Below are 14837 nucleotides of genomic sequence, written 5' to 3'. Positions count from 1 at the left end.
GCCGTTTAGCCCCCGTCGGTCGAGCAGGGGAATGAGCTTCATCTCGATCGGCGGGGCTGGCACTCCGCTCACGGGCGACCGACAGGCCTACGGCCAGCCCTTCCAGCTGAGGGCACTGCAACGGCCTGGGCTCGCTATCGCTGGCTTCTGGCTCGCTAGCAGTGGGGCGGGTCAAACGTCGTGGGCGGGCAGCAAGGAGCACGTGCGACAAGCGCTGGCCAGGGTGCCGCTGCCGTCCGAACTGGAGGGCGCTGTGCCGAAACGGCGCGATGAGTACCGGGCCGGGCGACTCTGCGCGGTCTATGCGCTTGGTCTGTTGGGTATCGACAGCGGGGTGCCGGGCAGGGGGGCTGACCGTCTTCCGCGGTGGCCCCCTGGCGTGCTTGGCAGCATCTCTCACTGCAGCGATCTGGCGTTATCCGCCGTGGCACCCTCTGATGTATATGCAGGGGTGGGCATTGACGTGGAGCAATGTCTGGACGCTGATGAGGCCGATAGCGTGGCAGAGGTGGTCGCTAGTGGTGCTGACCTTCTGCACCTTCCTGGGTGGCTATCGAGGCCTATGGCGGTGACGCTTCTTTTCAGTGCAAAGGAGGCGATCTACAAGGCCATCTTTCCGGGCGTAAAGCGCTACGTGGACTTCGCGGAGGTCTGTCTGCATCGTGCGCTGCCTGGCCTTCTTGTCTTTCGTCCGTCGTGCGCATGGCAATCTGCTGGACCAGCCCACGGGAGGGCGCCTTGTCACGAGCATATCGAGTGGCCTGTGGCCTTCCATATTGAAGCGGGGAAGGTCATCACCCTGTGCCTGCTCGGGGGTGAGTCGTAAGGCGGCTCTTAGCGGGATGGCGCGGAACGTCTTGAAGAACGTTACTAAGGCTTTGGGATGGCAGACGTCAACGTCTGCTTTTGGTGCAAGTCGGCAAGGGTGGCTGCACCAAGAGGGTGCCTTTGCCAGTCCGAAGAGAACCGGGAGATAACACCGGGGCCCGTGAAAACATAAGTGGCATGGAACTTGCTTTGTCAGAGTGAGGCGACGATCGTGCACCGCGACCTGTCGCCACGACTCCGATAACGACAACGTCACCCTGGAGAATTTCCCATGTCCTTAGCTTCGGCCTCTGCTGTGCTCAATCCTGCCCGCCGTTCCTTGGCGCTTTCTGCCTTTGCGCTGTCAGCACTGTCTGTGGCGATGGCGGCTCCCGCCGTTGCCGACGAGGACCCGATCAAGGTCGGCATCCTGCATTCCCTGTCCGGCACCATGGCGATCAGCGAGTCGACGCTTAAGGACACCATGCTGATGCTGATCGAGCAGCAGAATGAAGCGGGGGGATTGCTGGGTCGCGAGCTGGAGCCGGTGGTGGTTGACCCGGCATCCAACTGGCCGCTGTTTGCCGAGAAAGCGCGTGAGCTGTTGGCCCAGGATGAGGTCGACGTGATCTTCGGCAACTGGACCTCGGTCTCTCGCAAGTCCGTGTTGCCGGTGGTGGAAGAGCTTAATGGGCTGCTGTTCTACCCGGTTCAGTATGAGGGGGAAGAGTCCTCCGAGAACGTCTTCTACACCGGCGCTGCACCGAATCAGCAGGCCATTCCGGCCGTCGACTACCTGATGAACGATGTCGGCGTGGAGCGCTGGGTGCTGGCGGGTACCGACTACGTCTATCCGCGCACCACCAACAAGATCCTCGAGGCCTACCTGAAGTCCCAGGGGGTGGCCGACGAGGACATCATGGTCAACTACACCCCTTTCGGTCACTCGGATTGGCAGAACATCGTCTCCGAGATCAAGCAGTTTGGCGGAGCGGGCAAGAAAACCGCCGTGGTCTCCACGATCAACGGCGACGCCAATGTTCCCTTCTATCGTGAGCTGGCCAATCAGGGCGTTGATGCCGCTGATATTCCAGTCGTCGCCTTCTCCGTAGGTGAGCAGGAGCTGTCCGGCCTGGATACGGCTCCCTTGGTAGGCCACCTGGCAGCCTGGAACTACTTCATGAGCGTCGACGAAGACGCCAACTACGACTTTATCGACGCCTGGTACGACTACACAGGGGACGACAACGCCGTGACCAACGACCCCATGGAAGCTCACTACATTGGCTTCAACATGTGGACAGAAGCGGTGCGCAAGGCCGGTACCACCGAGGTGGACGCCGTCAAGGAAGCCATTATTGGGGTGTCGGTGCCCAACCTCACCGGTGGTTACGCCACCATGATGCCCAACCACCACATCACCAAGCCCGTGCTGATCGGTGAAATCCAGGACAACGGCCAATTCTCGGTCGTGTGGGAAACGCCCTCCACCGTCGCTGGGGATGCCTGGTCAGACTACCTGGAAGGCTCCCGCGATCTGATCAGCGACTGGCGTGCACCGCTCGAGTGCGGCAACTACAACGTGGTGCAGGGTAGCTGCGGCGGCGGCGCCGACGTTGCTGCCACGGAGTGACATTCGCTACCAAAAACACGGCCGGGGCGCCATGACGTCCCGGCCAGGACCACGCCCATCATGATGCCCTTGACGATCTGACAAGGGCGCTCACGGAATTCCGCTATGAACACAACAGCATGGCGATACTGGTTGAAGGCGCTGCTGCTGGTCAGCCTGGTCGCTCTTGGGCCATGTGCTCTTGGACAGGACAACGCCGCAGAGCAGGACACCAGTGCAACTCTAGAGGAAGACGCTGGTCGCGAGCTGCTGCAGGCACTCGCTGAGGCCAACTTTCGCGAAAAGGAGGCGGCTATCGATGCCATTGCCGCGAGTGGTGACACGCGCGCACGCGGATGGCTCGAGAGTTTCGCCGAGGGCAAGCTGGCCCAGGTCAAGGACAGCGGCGACATTGTCGTGATTTTGGCCAACCGAGGCCGGCAATGGCCGGTGGCAGACGCCCTCACCATGGAAGAGGCGGGGGAGGTGTCGCGGCGCGAGCTTGACCGGGTCGCCATCAACAATCGTTTGCGTGGCCACCTGGACAGCACCCTGGCCCTGCTGGATCTGCGCGTCGATGATCCCGCACAGCGGCTGATTGCAGCGAAAGCGCTGCTGGGGGACGTCGATACCGAGGTGGTGGAGTCCCTGTCGGAACTTGCCCAGAACGAGAGTGACCCGGAGGTGGCGGCGGCCCTGACCCAGGCGATTGCCATCCACCGACTGGAGCAGGGCGACAGCGCCGCTGTCGCGGACCTCGCCGGCAGTCTGAATGGACAGGTCAGGGCGGCATTGATGCAGGCCAGCCGCAGCGAAGACGCCATGGTGGCCGACGCGGCGTCCGCAGCGCTGGCTGACATTGAGCAGTCGCTGAAGCTCAATCGCGCCGCCGAGACGCTCTACTTCGGCCTTTCGCTGGGCTCTGTCCTGGTCCTGGCCGCTATTGGTCTGGCGATCACCTTCGGCGTGATGGGTGTGATCAACATGGCTCACGGCGAACTGATCATGCTGGGAGCCTACACCACCTGGGCGATGCAGCAGCTGTTGCCGGGGCAGCCGGGGCTGGCGCTGCTGCTGGCGATACCGGCAGGCTTTCTGGTGGCGGCACTGGTAGGTGTCGCGATCGAGCGGGGCGTCATCCAGTTTCTGAAGGGGCGTCCGCTGGAAACCCTGCTGGCCACCTTTGGTGTCAGCCTGATCTTGCAGCAGCTGGTACGTACGCTGATTTCTCCCCTGAATCGTACCGTGGTGACGCCGGAGTGGATGAGCGGCTCGCTGATCATCAACGATGCACTGTCGCTGACCCTCAACCGGCTGTACGTGCTCGGGTTTGCGGTGCTGGTCTTTGCCGCGCTGATGCTGGTCATGCGCAGGACGCGATTGGGCCTGGAGGTGAGAGCTGTCACCCAGAATCGTGCCATGGCGCGTTCCATGGGGATTCGGGCGACCCGTGTCGATATCTTGACGTTTGCGTTGGGCTCCGGCGTGGCAGGCCTTGCTGGCGTGGCGCTGTCCCAGCTCACCAACGTGGGTCCCAACCTGGGTCAGAACTACATCATCGACTCGTTCATGGTGGTGGTGTTCGGTGGCGTCGGTAACCTGTGGGGCACCCTGGTCGCCGGGCTCTCGCTTGGCGTGATCAATCAGGTACTTGAGCCCTGGGCCGGGGCAGTGCTGGCCAAGATTCTGGTGCTGGTGTTCATCATTCTGTTCATTCAAAAGCGGCCGCGGGGACTGTTCCCGCAGAAAGGCCGCGCGGCGGAGGGCTGAGCATGATGACATCCCGACACTGGCTTGCTCGCCCCTTTAGCGAGCGCTCAACGCTGACCTTCCTGGCGGTGCTGTGTGGCGCCATGGCTCTGGTCGTGCTGGCCAACCTGTTGCCCGCCGATCACCCGCTTCACGTCTCTACTTATACCGTTACCTTGCTTGGCAAGTATCTGTGTTATGCCTTGCTGGCGGTCGCTGTGGACCTGGTCTGGGGGTATCTAGGCATTCTCAGCCTTGGCCACGGTGCTTTCTTCGCCCTGGGCGGCTACGCCATGGGCATGTACCTGATGCGCCAGATCGGCGACCGCGGCGTCTATGGCGACCCGTTGCTGCCCGATTTCATGGTCTTCCTCGACTGGGATAGCCTTCCCTGGTACTGGCTGGGGTTCGACATGCCGGGCGTGGCCTTTGCGATGGTGCTGTTGGCGCCGGGCCTGCTGGCGCTGGTGTTCGGCTTTCTGGCGTTCCGTTCACGGGTCACCGGGGTTTACCTGTCGATCATCACCCAGGCCCTGACCTTCGCGCTGATGCTGGCGTTCTTCCGCAACGAGATGGGCTTTGGCGGCAACAATGGCCTGACCGACTTCAAGGAGCTGCTGGGCTTCGACTTGTCCGCCGACAGCACGCGCCTGGGCTTGTTCATCGCCTCAGGCGTCGCCCTGGCACTAGGGTTTCTGCTGTGCCGAGCCATTGTCGTGAGCAAGCTTGGCCGCGTCTGCGTGGCAGTACGTGACGCTGAGTCGCGCACTCGCTTTCTCGGCTACCGGGTAGAGCGCTACCAGCTCTTCGTGTTCGTCGTCTCGGCGATGCTGGCCGGGGTCGCTGGCGCCCTGTATGTGCCCCAGGTAGGGATCATCAATCCCAGCGAATTCTCCCCGCTGTTTTCCATCGAGATCGTGGTGTGGGTGGCCCTTGGTGGGCGGGCGACGCTGTATGGCGCGGTCATAGGCGCGCTGGCGGTGAACTATGCCAAGAGCGTGTTCACCGGGATCATGCCCGAGGCCTGGCTGTTTGCCCTGGGGGCGCTGTTCGTGCTGGTTACCGTGCTGCTGCCTCAGGGTATCGCCGGGCTATTGTCGCGTCGCCGTCAGCACGATGATGCACCTAACAATATGGCGGTAAAACAGGAGGCGACCCCATGAGTTTTCTGCATGGTCTGGCCGATCGCGATCGTGTCTTCGACTTTCTGGTGCCGCAGGCGTCCCCGGTCGATGTCCGCCATGGCCCCATCCTCTATCTGGAGGATGTCTCCGTCAGTTTTGATGGGTTCAAGGCCATCAATGATCTCAACCTGACCATCGACGACGGCGAACTACGCTGCATCATCGGCCCCAACGGTGCCGGCAAGACCACCATGATGGACATCATCACCGGCAAGACCCGCCCTGATACGGGCAGCGTCTGGTTTGGCAGTCGTCATAACCTGCTGACCAAGAACGAGCCGGAGATCGCACGCCTGGGTATTGGAAGGAAATTCCAGAAACCCACGGTGTTCGAGGCGCTCAGTGTGTTCGAGAACCTGGAGCTAGCCATGGCCACCGACAAGAGTCTGTGGCCCACCCTGGTCGCTCGACGGAATGCTGACCTGCGCAATCGTATCGAAGAGGTCATGGAAACCGTCGGCCTGTCAGCCTTGAGCCGTCGCCAGGCAGGCATCCTGTCCCACGGTCAGAAGCAGTGGCTCGAGATCGGCATGTTGTTGATGCAGCGCCCGCGGTTGCTGCTGGTGGACGAACCCGTTGCCGGTATGACCGAACAGGAAATGGAGCGTACTGCCGAGCTCTTGAAGGGACTGGCCGGCAAGCATTCCGTGGTGGTGGTTGAGCACGATATGGGCTTTGTCAGGTCCATCGCACGCACCGTCACGGTGCTGCATCAAGGCTCCGTGCTGGCGGAAGGCAGCATGGACAAGGTGGCCAGCGACCCCAGGGTGGTCGAGGTCTATCTGGGTGGCGATGAGGAGGCTGCATGATGGGACTGGAACGCTTTCCACTGGATCCCGGTGTACGAAGTGCCTATGTCGTCGCATGGGATCGCGTCAGGGGAGCCCGCATGAAAAGACGGCGATATCCGCGCTGGCTCGCTGCGCTGGCACAGCGGAGGGCCCGCCAATGCTGAACATTCGTGGGCTCAACCAGTTCTATGGCGAAAGCCATACGCTGTGGGACCTGGATCTGCAGGTGCCCAAAGCGGCCTGCACCTGCGTGCTGGGGCGCAATGGTGTCGGCAAGACGACGTTGATGAAAGCCATCATGGGCGAAGTGCCGATCCGTGGAGGAGCGCTGGAATACGCGGATGGCGTGGCTCTGGAGCGCCGTCGGCTGGAAGATCGCTCGCGCCTTGGCATCGGTTACGTGCCTCAGGGACGCCAGATTTTTCCACTGCTGACGGTGGAAGAGAACCTGCGTACCGGTCTGGCAGCGCGCGGGGATGGCCTGCGCCAGGTACCCGAGCGCATCTACGAGCTGTTTCCCGTGCTCAAGGAAATGCGCCAGCGTCGTGGCGGGGATCTTTCGGGCGGCCAGCAGCAGCAGCTGGCCATCGGGCGTGCGTTGGTACTCGAGCCCAAGCTACTGATCCTCGATGAGCCGGGGGAGGGCATCCAGCCGAACATCGTCGCCCAGATTGGCGAGGTCATTCGCCGTCTGATCGCCGATGATGGGCTGACCGTACTGCTGGTGGAGCAGAAGCTCCCCTTTGCTCGCCGTTTTGCAGATCGTTTTGCCATCCTTGATCGTGGCCGGCGCGTAGCGGAGGGCGACATAGCAGCATTGAGTGATGACGTGGTGAAGCGCTACCTGACCGTCTAGGGCGAAAGTGGCGGTCGACAGCTCGCAGCACCAGCCTTGCTCGGGCTCGAGTGAAACGGGAGCCTTTAGCCGTGTGGCTCGGCGGCATCGACCAGGGTGAGCTGGACGTAGTGTCCCCCTGGCACCGGCTGGTTGTGATAGTGCCAGCCGAGCCGCTCGGTGAGCTGAGCTGTCAGCTCCAGGCCAAGGCCGAAGCCCAGGTCGTCGACAGTGTCTGGGTGTCCTGCGGGGGCATCGTTGTCGGCATCTTGGCTGTCACCGCTTCCGTCTTCCTGCCCGTCGGCGCGCTGCAGGTTGTCGATAAAGATCGTCTTACCCTGCTGACGCAGGGTGACGTCACCCGCCCAGGTGTGCTGGAAGGCGTTGCGGATGAGATTGCCAAGGACCATGCGAAGCGCCACCTCGGACTGTTCCAGGGTGGCCGGGCTTGTGGTCACGCTGAGGACGACGTCCTTGTCGCGTAGCAGGTAGCGGTGTTCTTCGACGATGTCCTGTACCAGTTGATCGAGTGCGATGGGACGGGTGGGCAGATCGATGGGCTCGTCGCGGCTTAGCCACAGGAGGGTTTCCGTCAGATGCTTCATGTTCAGGCTGGCGCGATCCAGGCGATCGATGATCGACGCCAGCACGGATCGGGCCACAGGCGCCTGCTCCGGCGGTAGCGAGCGGATCAGTTCGATGCCGCTTCGCATCACACTGATCGGCGTGCGCAATTCATGGCTTGAGTGGCGCAGGAAGCGATGTTCCCGTTCGAGACTGTCTTGCTGGGAGGACAGGCTGTCGCGTACCAGCGAGGCCAGTTCGTTGAGCTCGGGGTAGCGGAAGTCCGGCAGAGGGTCCTGCAGGTTGGCGCTTTCCAGATCACGCGCCCATCGCCCGAGGCGCGCCACCGGCTTGCTTAGCTGACGCAGCAGTAGCCAGATCGCCAGTGCCAGGGCGACGGCGGTACTGAGGCTGATAAGCAGAAGGCTCGTGAGGTTGTCACGGATGGTGCGATGTACCAGGCTCGACATCTGCTGGCGTGTCAGAGTGTGGCTGACAAACAGCGTCCCCTCGTCGGTGGGAAAGCGCATGGCGAAGACCAGCCTGCCGCGGCGACCATTCGGCTTCGTCTCACGCGACGTGACCAGGCGCGTCTCCTGCTGCGGCGGCTGTGGCAACAAGCTGCGGATCTGCCTGGGCTGTTGCTGCCAGGTCGAGGTGACGGTGAAGGCGCCCAGGTCGGGTTCTGCCGTGCCTTTGGCCCGCTGGCGAATGTGCTGATGCACCGCCTGTTCCATGGCCCCCACCATGGTGCTGTCCATCCCCAGCTTGAAGTAGTGGGCCGCCAGCAGCGAGTAGCCTCCCACCAGCAGCGCACCCAAGGTGAGCAGGATCCCCGCGAGCTGTCGCTTAAGGCGTATCTGACGGATCATCCCGTGCCTCCCTCAAGGCGAACCCGCGTCCGGGGATCGTGTGTATCAGCGGCGGATCGAAGTCTCGATCCACGGCCTTGCGCAGATGGTGCATATGTACCTTGAGGCTATTGCTGTAGGGAGGTTCCTCGCCCCACACCGCCTCCTCCAGAGCGCGGCGGCTGACGACCCCGGGCGATGCGCGCAGCAGGGGTTCCAGCAGTCGCCAGCCGGTAGGTGACAGGTGCAGCGGCTGACCGTCTCTAAGCACCGTCAGGGAGACCAGATCCATCACCAGGCCAGCGTAGTGCAGCCGCTTGATCTGCCCGCTGCGTCGCTGGCCCAGGGCGCGAATGCGCAGCGCCAACTCCTTCAGTTCGAACGGCTTGACCAGGTAGTCATCGGCGCCCGCCTCGAAGCCATCGACCTTGTCGTCGAGGCGGTCGCGGGCGGTCAACATCAGGATGCTGGTGTCATCGCCCGCGTGGCGAACCTCGCGGCAGACGCTCAGGCCATCCAGTCGCGGCAGATTGAGATCCAGCAGGATGACGTCATAGCGATTGTCGCGGATGAGCGTGAGCCCGCGCTGGCCATTGCTGGCGTGATCGCACCGGATTTGCTGGATCTCCAGGTATTGCACGATGGTCATGGCCAGATCCAGGTCATCTTCCACCAGCAGCACGTTCAGCATGGAGTTTCGGCCTCGTCTTCACCGGGCGTGCGTCGCCTCCAGCGTGTGAGCCATTGCTCGAGGCTGGTCTGCAGGCTCAGCAGCACCGGTATCAGGATTAGCGTGATCAGGGTGGCGAACAGGATACCGTATGCCAGCGACACTGCGGCCGGAATCAGAAACTGGGCCTGATGGGACGTTTCTCCCAGCAGGGGATAGAGCCCGGCAAAGGTGGTGGCCGAGGTCAGCACGACGGCACGCATGCGACTGGTGGCGGAGGCGACGATGGCGTCCGGGATGGCCAGGCCTTCGTCTCGCAGCTCGTTGAAACGGGACACCAGCAAAAGGCTGTCGTTTACCACCACGCCGGACAGGGCAATGATGCCATTGAGGGACAGGATCCCGAGGGACAGGTCATTGAGCCAGTGACCGAGCAGCGCCCCGACCACGCCGAAGGGGATCGCGGTCATGATCAGCAGAGGCTGAACGTAGGATTTCAGGGGGACCGCCAGCAGCATGTAGATCAGCAGTATGGCGAAGGCGAAGACCGTGACCATCGAGGACTGGGTTTCCTGCTGCTGCTCGGCCTCGCCAGCGAAGTGGATGTCGACGCCGGGGTAGGCGCTGCGGATATCCGGGACGACCTCCTGTTCGAGCAGGGTCACCAGTTCGGTGGCCGAGATCAGCTCCTTGTCCACGTCGCCGGAAATATAGATGGCCCGCTGGTTATCGATCCGGGTGATGGTGTCGCGGGTGTAGCCGAGACTCGCTGTAGCGACGCTGGACAGCGGCAGCACGGTACCGTCCGCTGCACGTACCCGCGACGACAGCACGTCGACCAGCGACTGGCGCTCGCTCTCGGGAAAGCGCACCTTCACCTCTATCTCGTCGTTGCCGCGCTGATAGCGCTGCACCACCTGACCATTGAAGCCCTGCATGACCTGTTCGGCCAGCTCGTCGGTGCTCATGCCAAGCGCGCGCCCCTGGGCGGTGAGGTCGAGCTGAAGCTGAGGTTGGCCCGGGCGGAGGTTGTCTTCCAGGCCGCTGACGGCATCAATGGCTTCAAGACGCGCGCGGAACTCGTCGCCGGCCGCGCTCAGCAGGGTATCGTCGCTGGCGCGAAGCTCGACGCGAAGCGCAGAGAAGTCACTGCGCCGGCTCTGAACACTCAGCGTGCGGGTGCCTTCCGGGAGCCCGGCAAGGGCCGTCCACTGGTGTGCGAACTGGTCGAGGTCGTAGGGCGAATCATCGGCAAGCTTGACCGTGACGGTCCCTGACTGGTCATCACTCGAGGTGATCTGCAGGTGCTCGATGGCGCTGACGCCTTTGCCCTGGCGCAGCGTGGCGTCGGCCTCGATGGCACTGTCCTGCAGGCGGTCCAGCGCCCGGTGGGTCAAGCCGTAACTCGCATCGTTTTCCAGCGTGATGTTGGCGCGCGCCGTATCGCCTGCAATATCGGGGAAGAAACTCATGCGAATGCTGCCGTTGAACGGCATGGCCAGGACCAGGATCAACAGCGCCGTGAACAGCACTGTGACGCTTGCTCGATGCACCAGAGCGAGCTTGACCAGCGGACGATAGACGGCCTGGGTGAAGCGTTCCATCGCGCCAGAGGCGGCGTCCTGTAGCCGCCCCCACAGCCGGCCAAGACAATGACGGGAAGTCGAGGAGCGGGTATTCAGGTGCGCCAGGTGGGCCGGCAGAATCAGCTTCGACTCGATGATCGACAGCACCAGACACAGGCCGACCACGGCGGCGAATTGGGCGTAGAGCTTGCCCAGTCTGCCCTCTATCTGCGAGAGCGCAAAGAAGGCCACCACCGTGGTAAACACGCCAAACAGGGTGGGCACCGCGACGCGCAGGGTGCCACGAATGGTGCTGTCCAGGGTGTCACCATGGGCGCGGCGCTCGGCGTAGACGCTTTCGCCCACGACCACGGCATCATCGACCACGATGCCCAGCGCCATGATGAAGCCAAAGGTGGTGAATTCGTTGAGGGTAAGCCCAAGCAAGGGCTCGCCCATGAAGTAGAGCGTACCGCAGAACACAAAGGGGAGGCCCATGGCCACCCACAGCGCGACCCTCAGGTTGAGAAACAGCGCCAGCAGGGTAAACACCAGCAGAATACCGTACAGCGCATTGTCGATCAGCAGAGCCAGGCGTTCGTTGATCGAGGTGCTGCGATCGTACCAGGTGGCCAGCTGCACGTTCTGGGGCAAAAGCCCATCGTCACGCCACTGCTGAATCACTTCGCGGGCGCCAATGACCGAGTCTGAAATGTCATCGGTGCCGGTGGTGACGATCTGTAACGCGATGCTGTCCTCGCCATCAAAGCGCGACAGGCTGGAGGTGGTGTCGTCGAAGGTGTCGCGGATCCTGGCCACATCACCGAGGCGGATCTGATCGCCCTGGGTGGTGGTGATCAGTGGAATGGCGGCGAACTCATCCTTGAGGTACGCCTGGCGCGACGCCTTGAGCTGCAGGTAGAGATCGGCATTGCGCAATACGGCGCTGGAGGTGCTGGTCGAGCTCGCATTGACCGCTTCCTCCACGTCGCTGAGCGAAAGGCCGTAGGCTTCCAGGCGACCCTCGTCGATCTCGATGGCCATCATTGGATCGAGCCAGCCACTGATCGAGACACGACTGACGTCCTGGTGGGCCAGCAGGTCTGCCTTGAGGTCGTCGGCCAACTGCTGCAGGGTGGCTCGGTCAGCGTCGCCATAGAGCTGAATCCACAGCGAGTGCTCCTCGCGCTCGGCCTTGCTGATGACCGGATTGTCAGCGTCGGCCGGAAAGTTGGAGATGGCGTCCACCTGGGTCTTGACGTCTCTAAGCAGGGTATCCAGGTCGTAGTCGGAGGTCTTCTCCACGGTCACGGTGGTGCCACTGGTGGTGGAGGTGCTGACGATCGAATCGATACCGATGACCCCTTCCAGCGCATCCTCGATCTTGATCGCGAGTCCTTCTTCTGACTGCCTTGCCGAGCCACTGTCGTAGCTGACCGAGATGCTCAGGCTGTCGGGTTCTGTGCTCGGGAAGGCCTCCTTCTGGAGGGTGCCAAGGGCGCTGACGCCCAGCGCGATCACCAGCAACATCAAGAGATTGGCAGCGACCGGGTTGCGGGCAAACCAGGCGATCACGCCTTGGCGATGGCTCGTGTCAGACATCCTGACGGGCCTCCACGGTGGTCACCAGCATGCCCTGGACGTAGCTGCTCAGGGGTTGCACGACCACCCGGGTCGGCTGATCAGCGATCGCCTCGGGCGGTCTTACGTATATCGTGGCACCGTCGCTGAAGACGGCCTCGGTCGAGACGCTGGCCAGAGCGTCATCGTCGGTGACGTACCAGAGCTGCCCGGACTGGCCGAGGGCGGTGGCGGGGAGCTGCCACAACCCATCGAGCGTACGTCCTTTGAGGCTCGCCTCGAGGAAAGTGCCGGGCAGCAGGGCGGGGGGCTGGTCGAACGGGGCCTGAACCCCGATCACCAGAGAGCGCTGGCGGCTGGTGGCGTCCAGGTGCTGATGCGCCCGGATGACCTGTCCGGTCCATTGCTCTCCGCTCTCGATATCGGTCAGCGTGACGGGCCAGTCACCCGCGGTAAGCGTGGCCGAGTCCGGCAGTTGCGACCATTCCGCGGCGGACAGACTCACGGTGATCTCGATGCGGTCGGTGCTGACCAGGGTGGCGATCTCGGTGCCAGACTGCACGAAACTGCCCGGGGCGATGTGGCGATCGGTGATCAGGGCATCGAAGGGGGCAGTGATGCGGGTCTGGTCGAGGTCCTGTCGAGCGGCGGCCAGCGACGCCTTGGCCTCATCGACCGCCGCCTGCGCGGCGGCGAGCTGGGGGGCGCGAAGTACCAGCGGCGAGTCAGGCTCGCCCGAGAGCCCCGACGAGCGCCACTCGATTCTGGACTGTTCTCCCTGGCGTTGTTCCTCCAGCAGGCTCACCTCGGCAGTGGCCAGCGTCGATTGGGCGACGGCCAGGGCCTCCTGGTAACCACTGTCCTCCAGGGTGGCCAGCAGTTCGCCCTTACCGATACGAAGACCTCCCTCGAAGTTGTCGGCAAGGCCGTCGACGCGCCCGGACACCTCGGCGCTCAGGGTCAGCTCGAAATGCGCGCTGGCTTCTCCGTAGGCGTTGATGCGGGCAGCGTGGGCCGCGGTCTCTGCGGTGACCACCGTTACCTCGGTGCGCTGGGGGGCCTGCTGGCGGTCTGACTGACGCGCCTGCACCTGGCCTGAATCGGCCTCCGGCTGGCCACCAGGCCTGGGTGGTGAGTGCTGGCCTCGTGCCTGACCTGGCGTGACGACATGAACCACCACCGCCGCCAGTACCGCGAGGGCCAGACTCAGGGGCAGCGCTTTGCTCCAGCGACGTGTCATGGGGTCACTCCCAGGCCGAGTGCCAGGCCGAGGTCGATGCGATTGGCCAGGCGCTGATAGTTGAGGTCATCGAGTTGCGCCTCGAGGTCGTAGGTCTGTTGTTGCACCGAAAGCAGGTCGAGGATGTCGACCAGCCCCGAGCGGTAGCTCGACTGGTACTGGGCCAGGGTAGATTGCTGGCGGTCCAGGGCATTGGCGATGTGCTGCTGTTGCAGGGCGAGAGAGCGCTCGAGCCCGAGGGCATCTTCCACCTCGCCAACCGCCTCGAGCAGGGTCTCGCGGTACGCCTGGTAGCTCTGAGCGGTCTCCAGTTCGGCTTCTTCGGCGGCTGCGCGAAGCTCGCCTCCCTGGAACAGCGGAGCCGTCAGTTGACCCAGCAGCGACCACACCGGATCGGTCAGCAGCGCCTGGGATGGCGAGTCGGCCACGTCCTCGATGGCGGCCTGCAGGCTGGTGCTTGGCAGCAGGTCCTTGTAGGCGGCCTGGGTGCGATAGTCGGCCGCCTGAATGGCGTGGTAGGCCGCGATCAGGTCCGGTCGGCGACGCAGCGACTGGCTTGGCAGCTCTGCCAGCGGTGTCAGTACCGCGGGATAGTCGTCGGCCACCTCCTCGCCGCTATCGGGAATCTCGCCCAGCAGGGTCTGCAGTGCACGCTGCTGTTGCGCCAGGCTTTCTTGATACTCCACCAGGCTGGCACGGGCACTGGCCGTGGAGCTTCGCGCGCTGTCCAGATCCTCGAGGCTGCCGAGCCCGCTGCGATAGCGCTCAAGGATCAGGGACTCGTTGCTTTCAAGGGTGGACAGGCGCTGCTGCTGGATGGTGATGGCATGACGCTGCGCGATCAGCGCAAGCCAGCTGGTCATCACGTCGGCCGCCAAGGTGTCCCGGGCGGCCTGATACAGGGCCGCCTGTTGTGCGACGTCCTGATCGGCGGCGGCGGTGCGATCGGCAATCTTCTGCCACAGATCGGCTTCCCAACTGACCGTGACTGAGCCGCTGTAGGTGCTGGCACTGTCTTCGCTGTCACTGGCGCTGAAGCCGGCTTCGACCTCGGGCAGGCGGTCAGCACCGGTCTGGCGCAGCTGTGTCTGGCGGATACGCAGCGTCAACAGGGTCTGTTGCAGGCCGGGGTTGGCCTGCAGCGCCCTTTCAACGAGCTGATCGAGCGCATCGGACGCGATTAGGTCGTTGAGTGAGCCGACGTCGCTACCGCCGACAGCTGCCGACCAGTCCGGCACCTGGGCGATCAAGGCGTCGGTCCTGTCAGGGTAGGAGGTTGGCTCGTCGATCATGGAGCAGCCAGCCAGCGTCAACAGCAGGACGCCCGCCAGCAAGGCAGGGAAAGGGGCCCGAACCATGAGAATGGGTCTCCTGGGTTCTCAAAGGCG

The 14837-nt window shown here is 63.4% G+C and carries 11 protein-coding genes; 6 read left to right on the top strand and 5 right to left on the bottom strand.

Features of this window, described 5'->3' with window-relative positions; genetic code table 11:
- Positions 1–31 precede the first annotated feature (31 nt).
- From JF545_RS18990 to urtE, 6 genes are all read left to right on the top strand, one after another.
- Positions 32–826, top strand: a complete 795-nt coding sequence (locus JF545_RS18990; protein ID WP_206944671.1) for a 4'-phosphopantetheinyl transferase family protein — start codon at positions 32–34, stop codon at positions 824–826.
- A gap of 363 nt (positions 827–1189) precedes the next feature.
- Positions 1190–2440 (top strand): urea ABC transporter substrate-binding protein, encoded by a 1251-nt coding sequence (gene urtA, locus JF545_RS18985; protein WP_224852092.1) that lies wholly within the window; start codon positions 1190–1192, stop codon positions 2438–2440.
- Between the two features lie 105 nt (positions 2441–2545).
- The gene (gene urtB / locus JF545_RS18980) at positions 2546–4189 is read left to right on the top strand and encodes an urea ABC transporter permease subunit UrtB (protein WP_206944667.1); all 1644 of its coding nucleotides are present in this window, start codon (positions 2546–2548) and stop codon (positions 4187–4189) included.
- 2 nt (positions 4190–4191) lie between these two features.
- Positions 4192–5331: an urea ABC transporter permease subunit UrtC gene (urtC, locus tag JF545_RS18975; RefSeq protein WP_206944665.1), complete on the top strand. Its 1140-nt coding sequence runs from the start codon at positions 4192–4194 to the stop codon at positions 5329–5331.
- Positions 5328–6161 (top strand): urea ABC transporter ATP-binding protein UrtD, encoded by an 834-nt coding sequence (urtD, locus tag JF545_RS18970; RefSeq protein ID WP_206944663.1) that lies wholly within the window; start codon positions 5328–5330, stop codon positions 6159–6161. Before urtC ends, urtD begins: the two co-directional genes overlap by 4 nt.
- 139 nt (positions 6162–6300) lie before the next feature.
- Positions 6301–6999: an urea ABC transporter ATP-binding subunit UrtE gene (urtE, locus tag JF545_RS18965; RefSeq protein ID WP_206944661.1), complete on the top strand. Its 699-nt coding sequence runs from the start codon at positions 6301–6303 to the stop codon at positions 6997–6999.
- 65 nt (positions 7000–7064) lie between these two features.
- Here the strand turns inward: urtE and JF545_RS18960 are convergent, their stop codons facing one another.
- The 5 genes from JF545_RS18960 to JF545_RS18940 are packed head-to-tail and all read right to left on the bottom strand — an operon-like array spanning position 7065 to position 14807.
- On the bottom strand, positions 7065–8414 hold the full coding sequence (locus tag JF545_RS18960) for a sensor histidine kinase (protein ID WP_206944659.1): 1350 nt from the start codon (positions 8412–8414) through the stop codon (positions 7065–7067).
- On the bottom strand, positions 8392–9084 hold the full coding sequence (locus JF545_RS18955; RefSeq protein WP_206944657.1) for a response regulator transcription factor: 693 nt from the start codon (positions 9082–9084) through the stop codon (positions 8392–8394). Before JF545_RS18955 ends, JF545_RS18960 begins: the two co-directional genes overlap by 23 nt.
- Positions 9078–12230, bottom strand: coding sequence for an efflux RND transporter permease subunit (locus JF545_RS18950; protein WP_206944655.1), 3153 nt, complete (start codon positions 12228–12230; stop codon positions 9078–9080). Before JF545_RS18950 ends, JF545_RS18955 begins: the two co-directional genes overlap by 7 nt.
- Positions 12223–13449 carry an efflux RND transporter periplasmic adaptor subunit gene (locus JF545_RS18945; protein WP_206944653.1) on the bottom strand — a complete coding sequence of 409 codons (1227 nt, stop codon included), beginning with the start codon at positions 13447–13449 and terminating at the stop codon, positions 12223–12225. The genes JF545_RS18950 and JF545_RS18945 overlap by 8 nt, the downstream gene beginning before the upstream one ends.
- Entirely contained in the window at positions 13446–14807 is a 1362-nt protein-coding gene (locus JF545_RS18940) for a TolC family protein (protein WP_206944651.1), read from the bottom strand. The genes JF545_RS18945 and JF545_RS18940 overlap by 4 nt, the downstream gene beginning before the upstream one ends.
- Positions 14808–14837: the final 30 nt, after the last annotated feature.

This window comes from Halomonas litopenaei (assembly GCF_017303055.1).
Classification (GTDB): Bacteria; Pseudomonadota; Gammaproteobacteria; order Pseudomonadales; family Halomonadaceae; genus Halomonas; species Halomonas litopenaei_A.
The sequence above is the reverse complement of the archived record's forward strand: the minus strand, read 5'-3'. Positions and strand labels throughout refer to the sequence as shown.

Bases quoted from the DNA above. Each gene is read 5' to 3' on its own strand.
- JF545_RS18990 (WP_206944671.1), top strand. From the start codon at position 32: ATGAGCTTCATCTCGATCGGCGGGGCTGGCACTCCGCTCACGGGCGAC.
- urtB (WP_206944667.1), top strand. From the start codon at position 2,546: ATGAACACAACAGCATGGCGATACTGGTTGAAGGCGCTGCTGCTGGTC.
- urtD (WP_206944663.1), top strand. From the start codon at position 5,328: ATGAGTTTTCTGCATGGTCTGGCCGATCGCGATCGTGTCTTCGACTTT.
- JF545_RS18940 (WP_206944651.1), bottom strand. From the start codon at position 14,807: ATGGTTCGGGCCCCTTTCCCTGCCTTGCTGGCGGGCGTCCTGCTGTTG.
- urtA (WP_224852092.1), top strand. From the start codon at position 1,190: ATGGCGGCTCCCGCCGTTGCCGACGAGGACCCGATCAAGGTCGGCATC.
- urtE (WP_206944661.1), top strand. From the start codon at position 6,301: ATGCTGAACATTCGTGGGCTCAACCAGTTCTATGGCGAAAGCCATACG.
- JF545_RS18945 (WP_206944653.1), bottom strand. From the start codon at position 13,449: ATGACACGTCGCTGGAGCAAAGCGCTGCCCCTGAGTCTGGCCCTCGCG.
- JF545_RS18955 (WP_206944657.1), bottom strand. From the start codon at position 9,084: ATGCTGAACGTGCTGCTGGTGGAAGATGACCTGGATCTGGCCATGACC.
- urtC (WP_206944665.1), top strand. From the start codon at position 4,192: ATGATGACATCCCGACACTGGCTTGCTCGCCCCTTTAGCGAGCGCTCA.
- JF545_RS18960 (WP_206944659.1), bottom strand. From the start codon at position 8,414: ATGATCCGTCAGATACGCCTTAAGCGACAGCTCGCGGGGATCCTGCTC.
- JF545_RS18950 (WP_206944655.1), bottom strand. From the start codon at position 12,230: ATGTCTGACACGAGCCATCGCCAAGGCGTGATCGCCTGGTTTGCCCGC.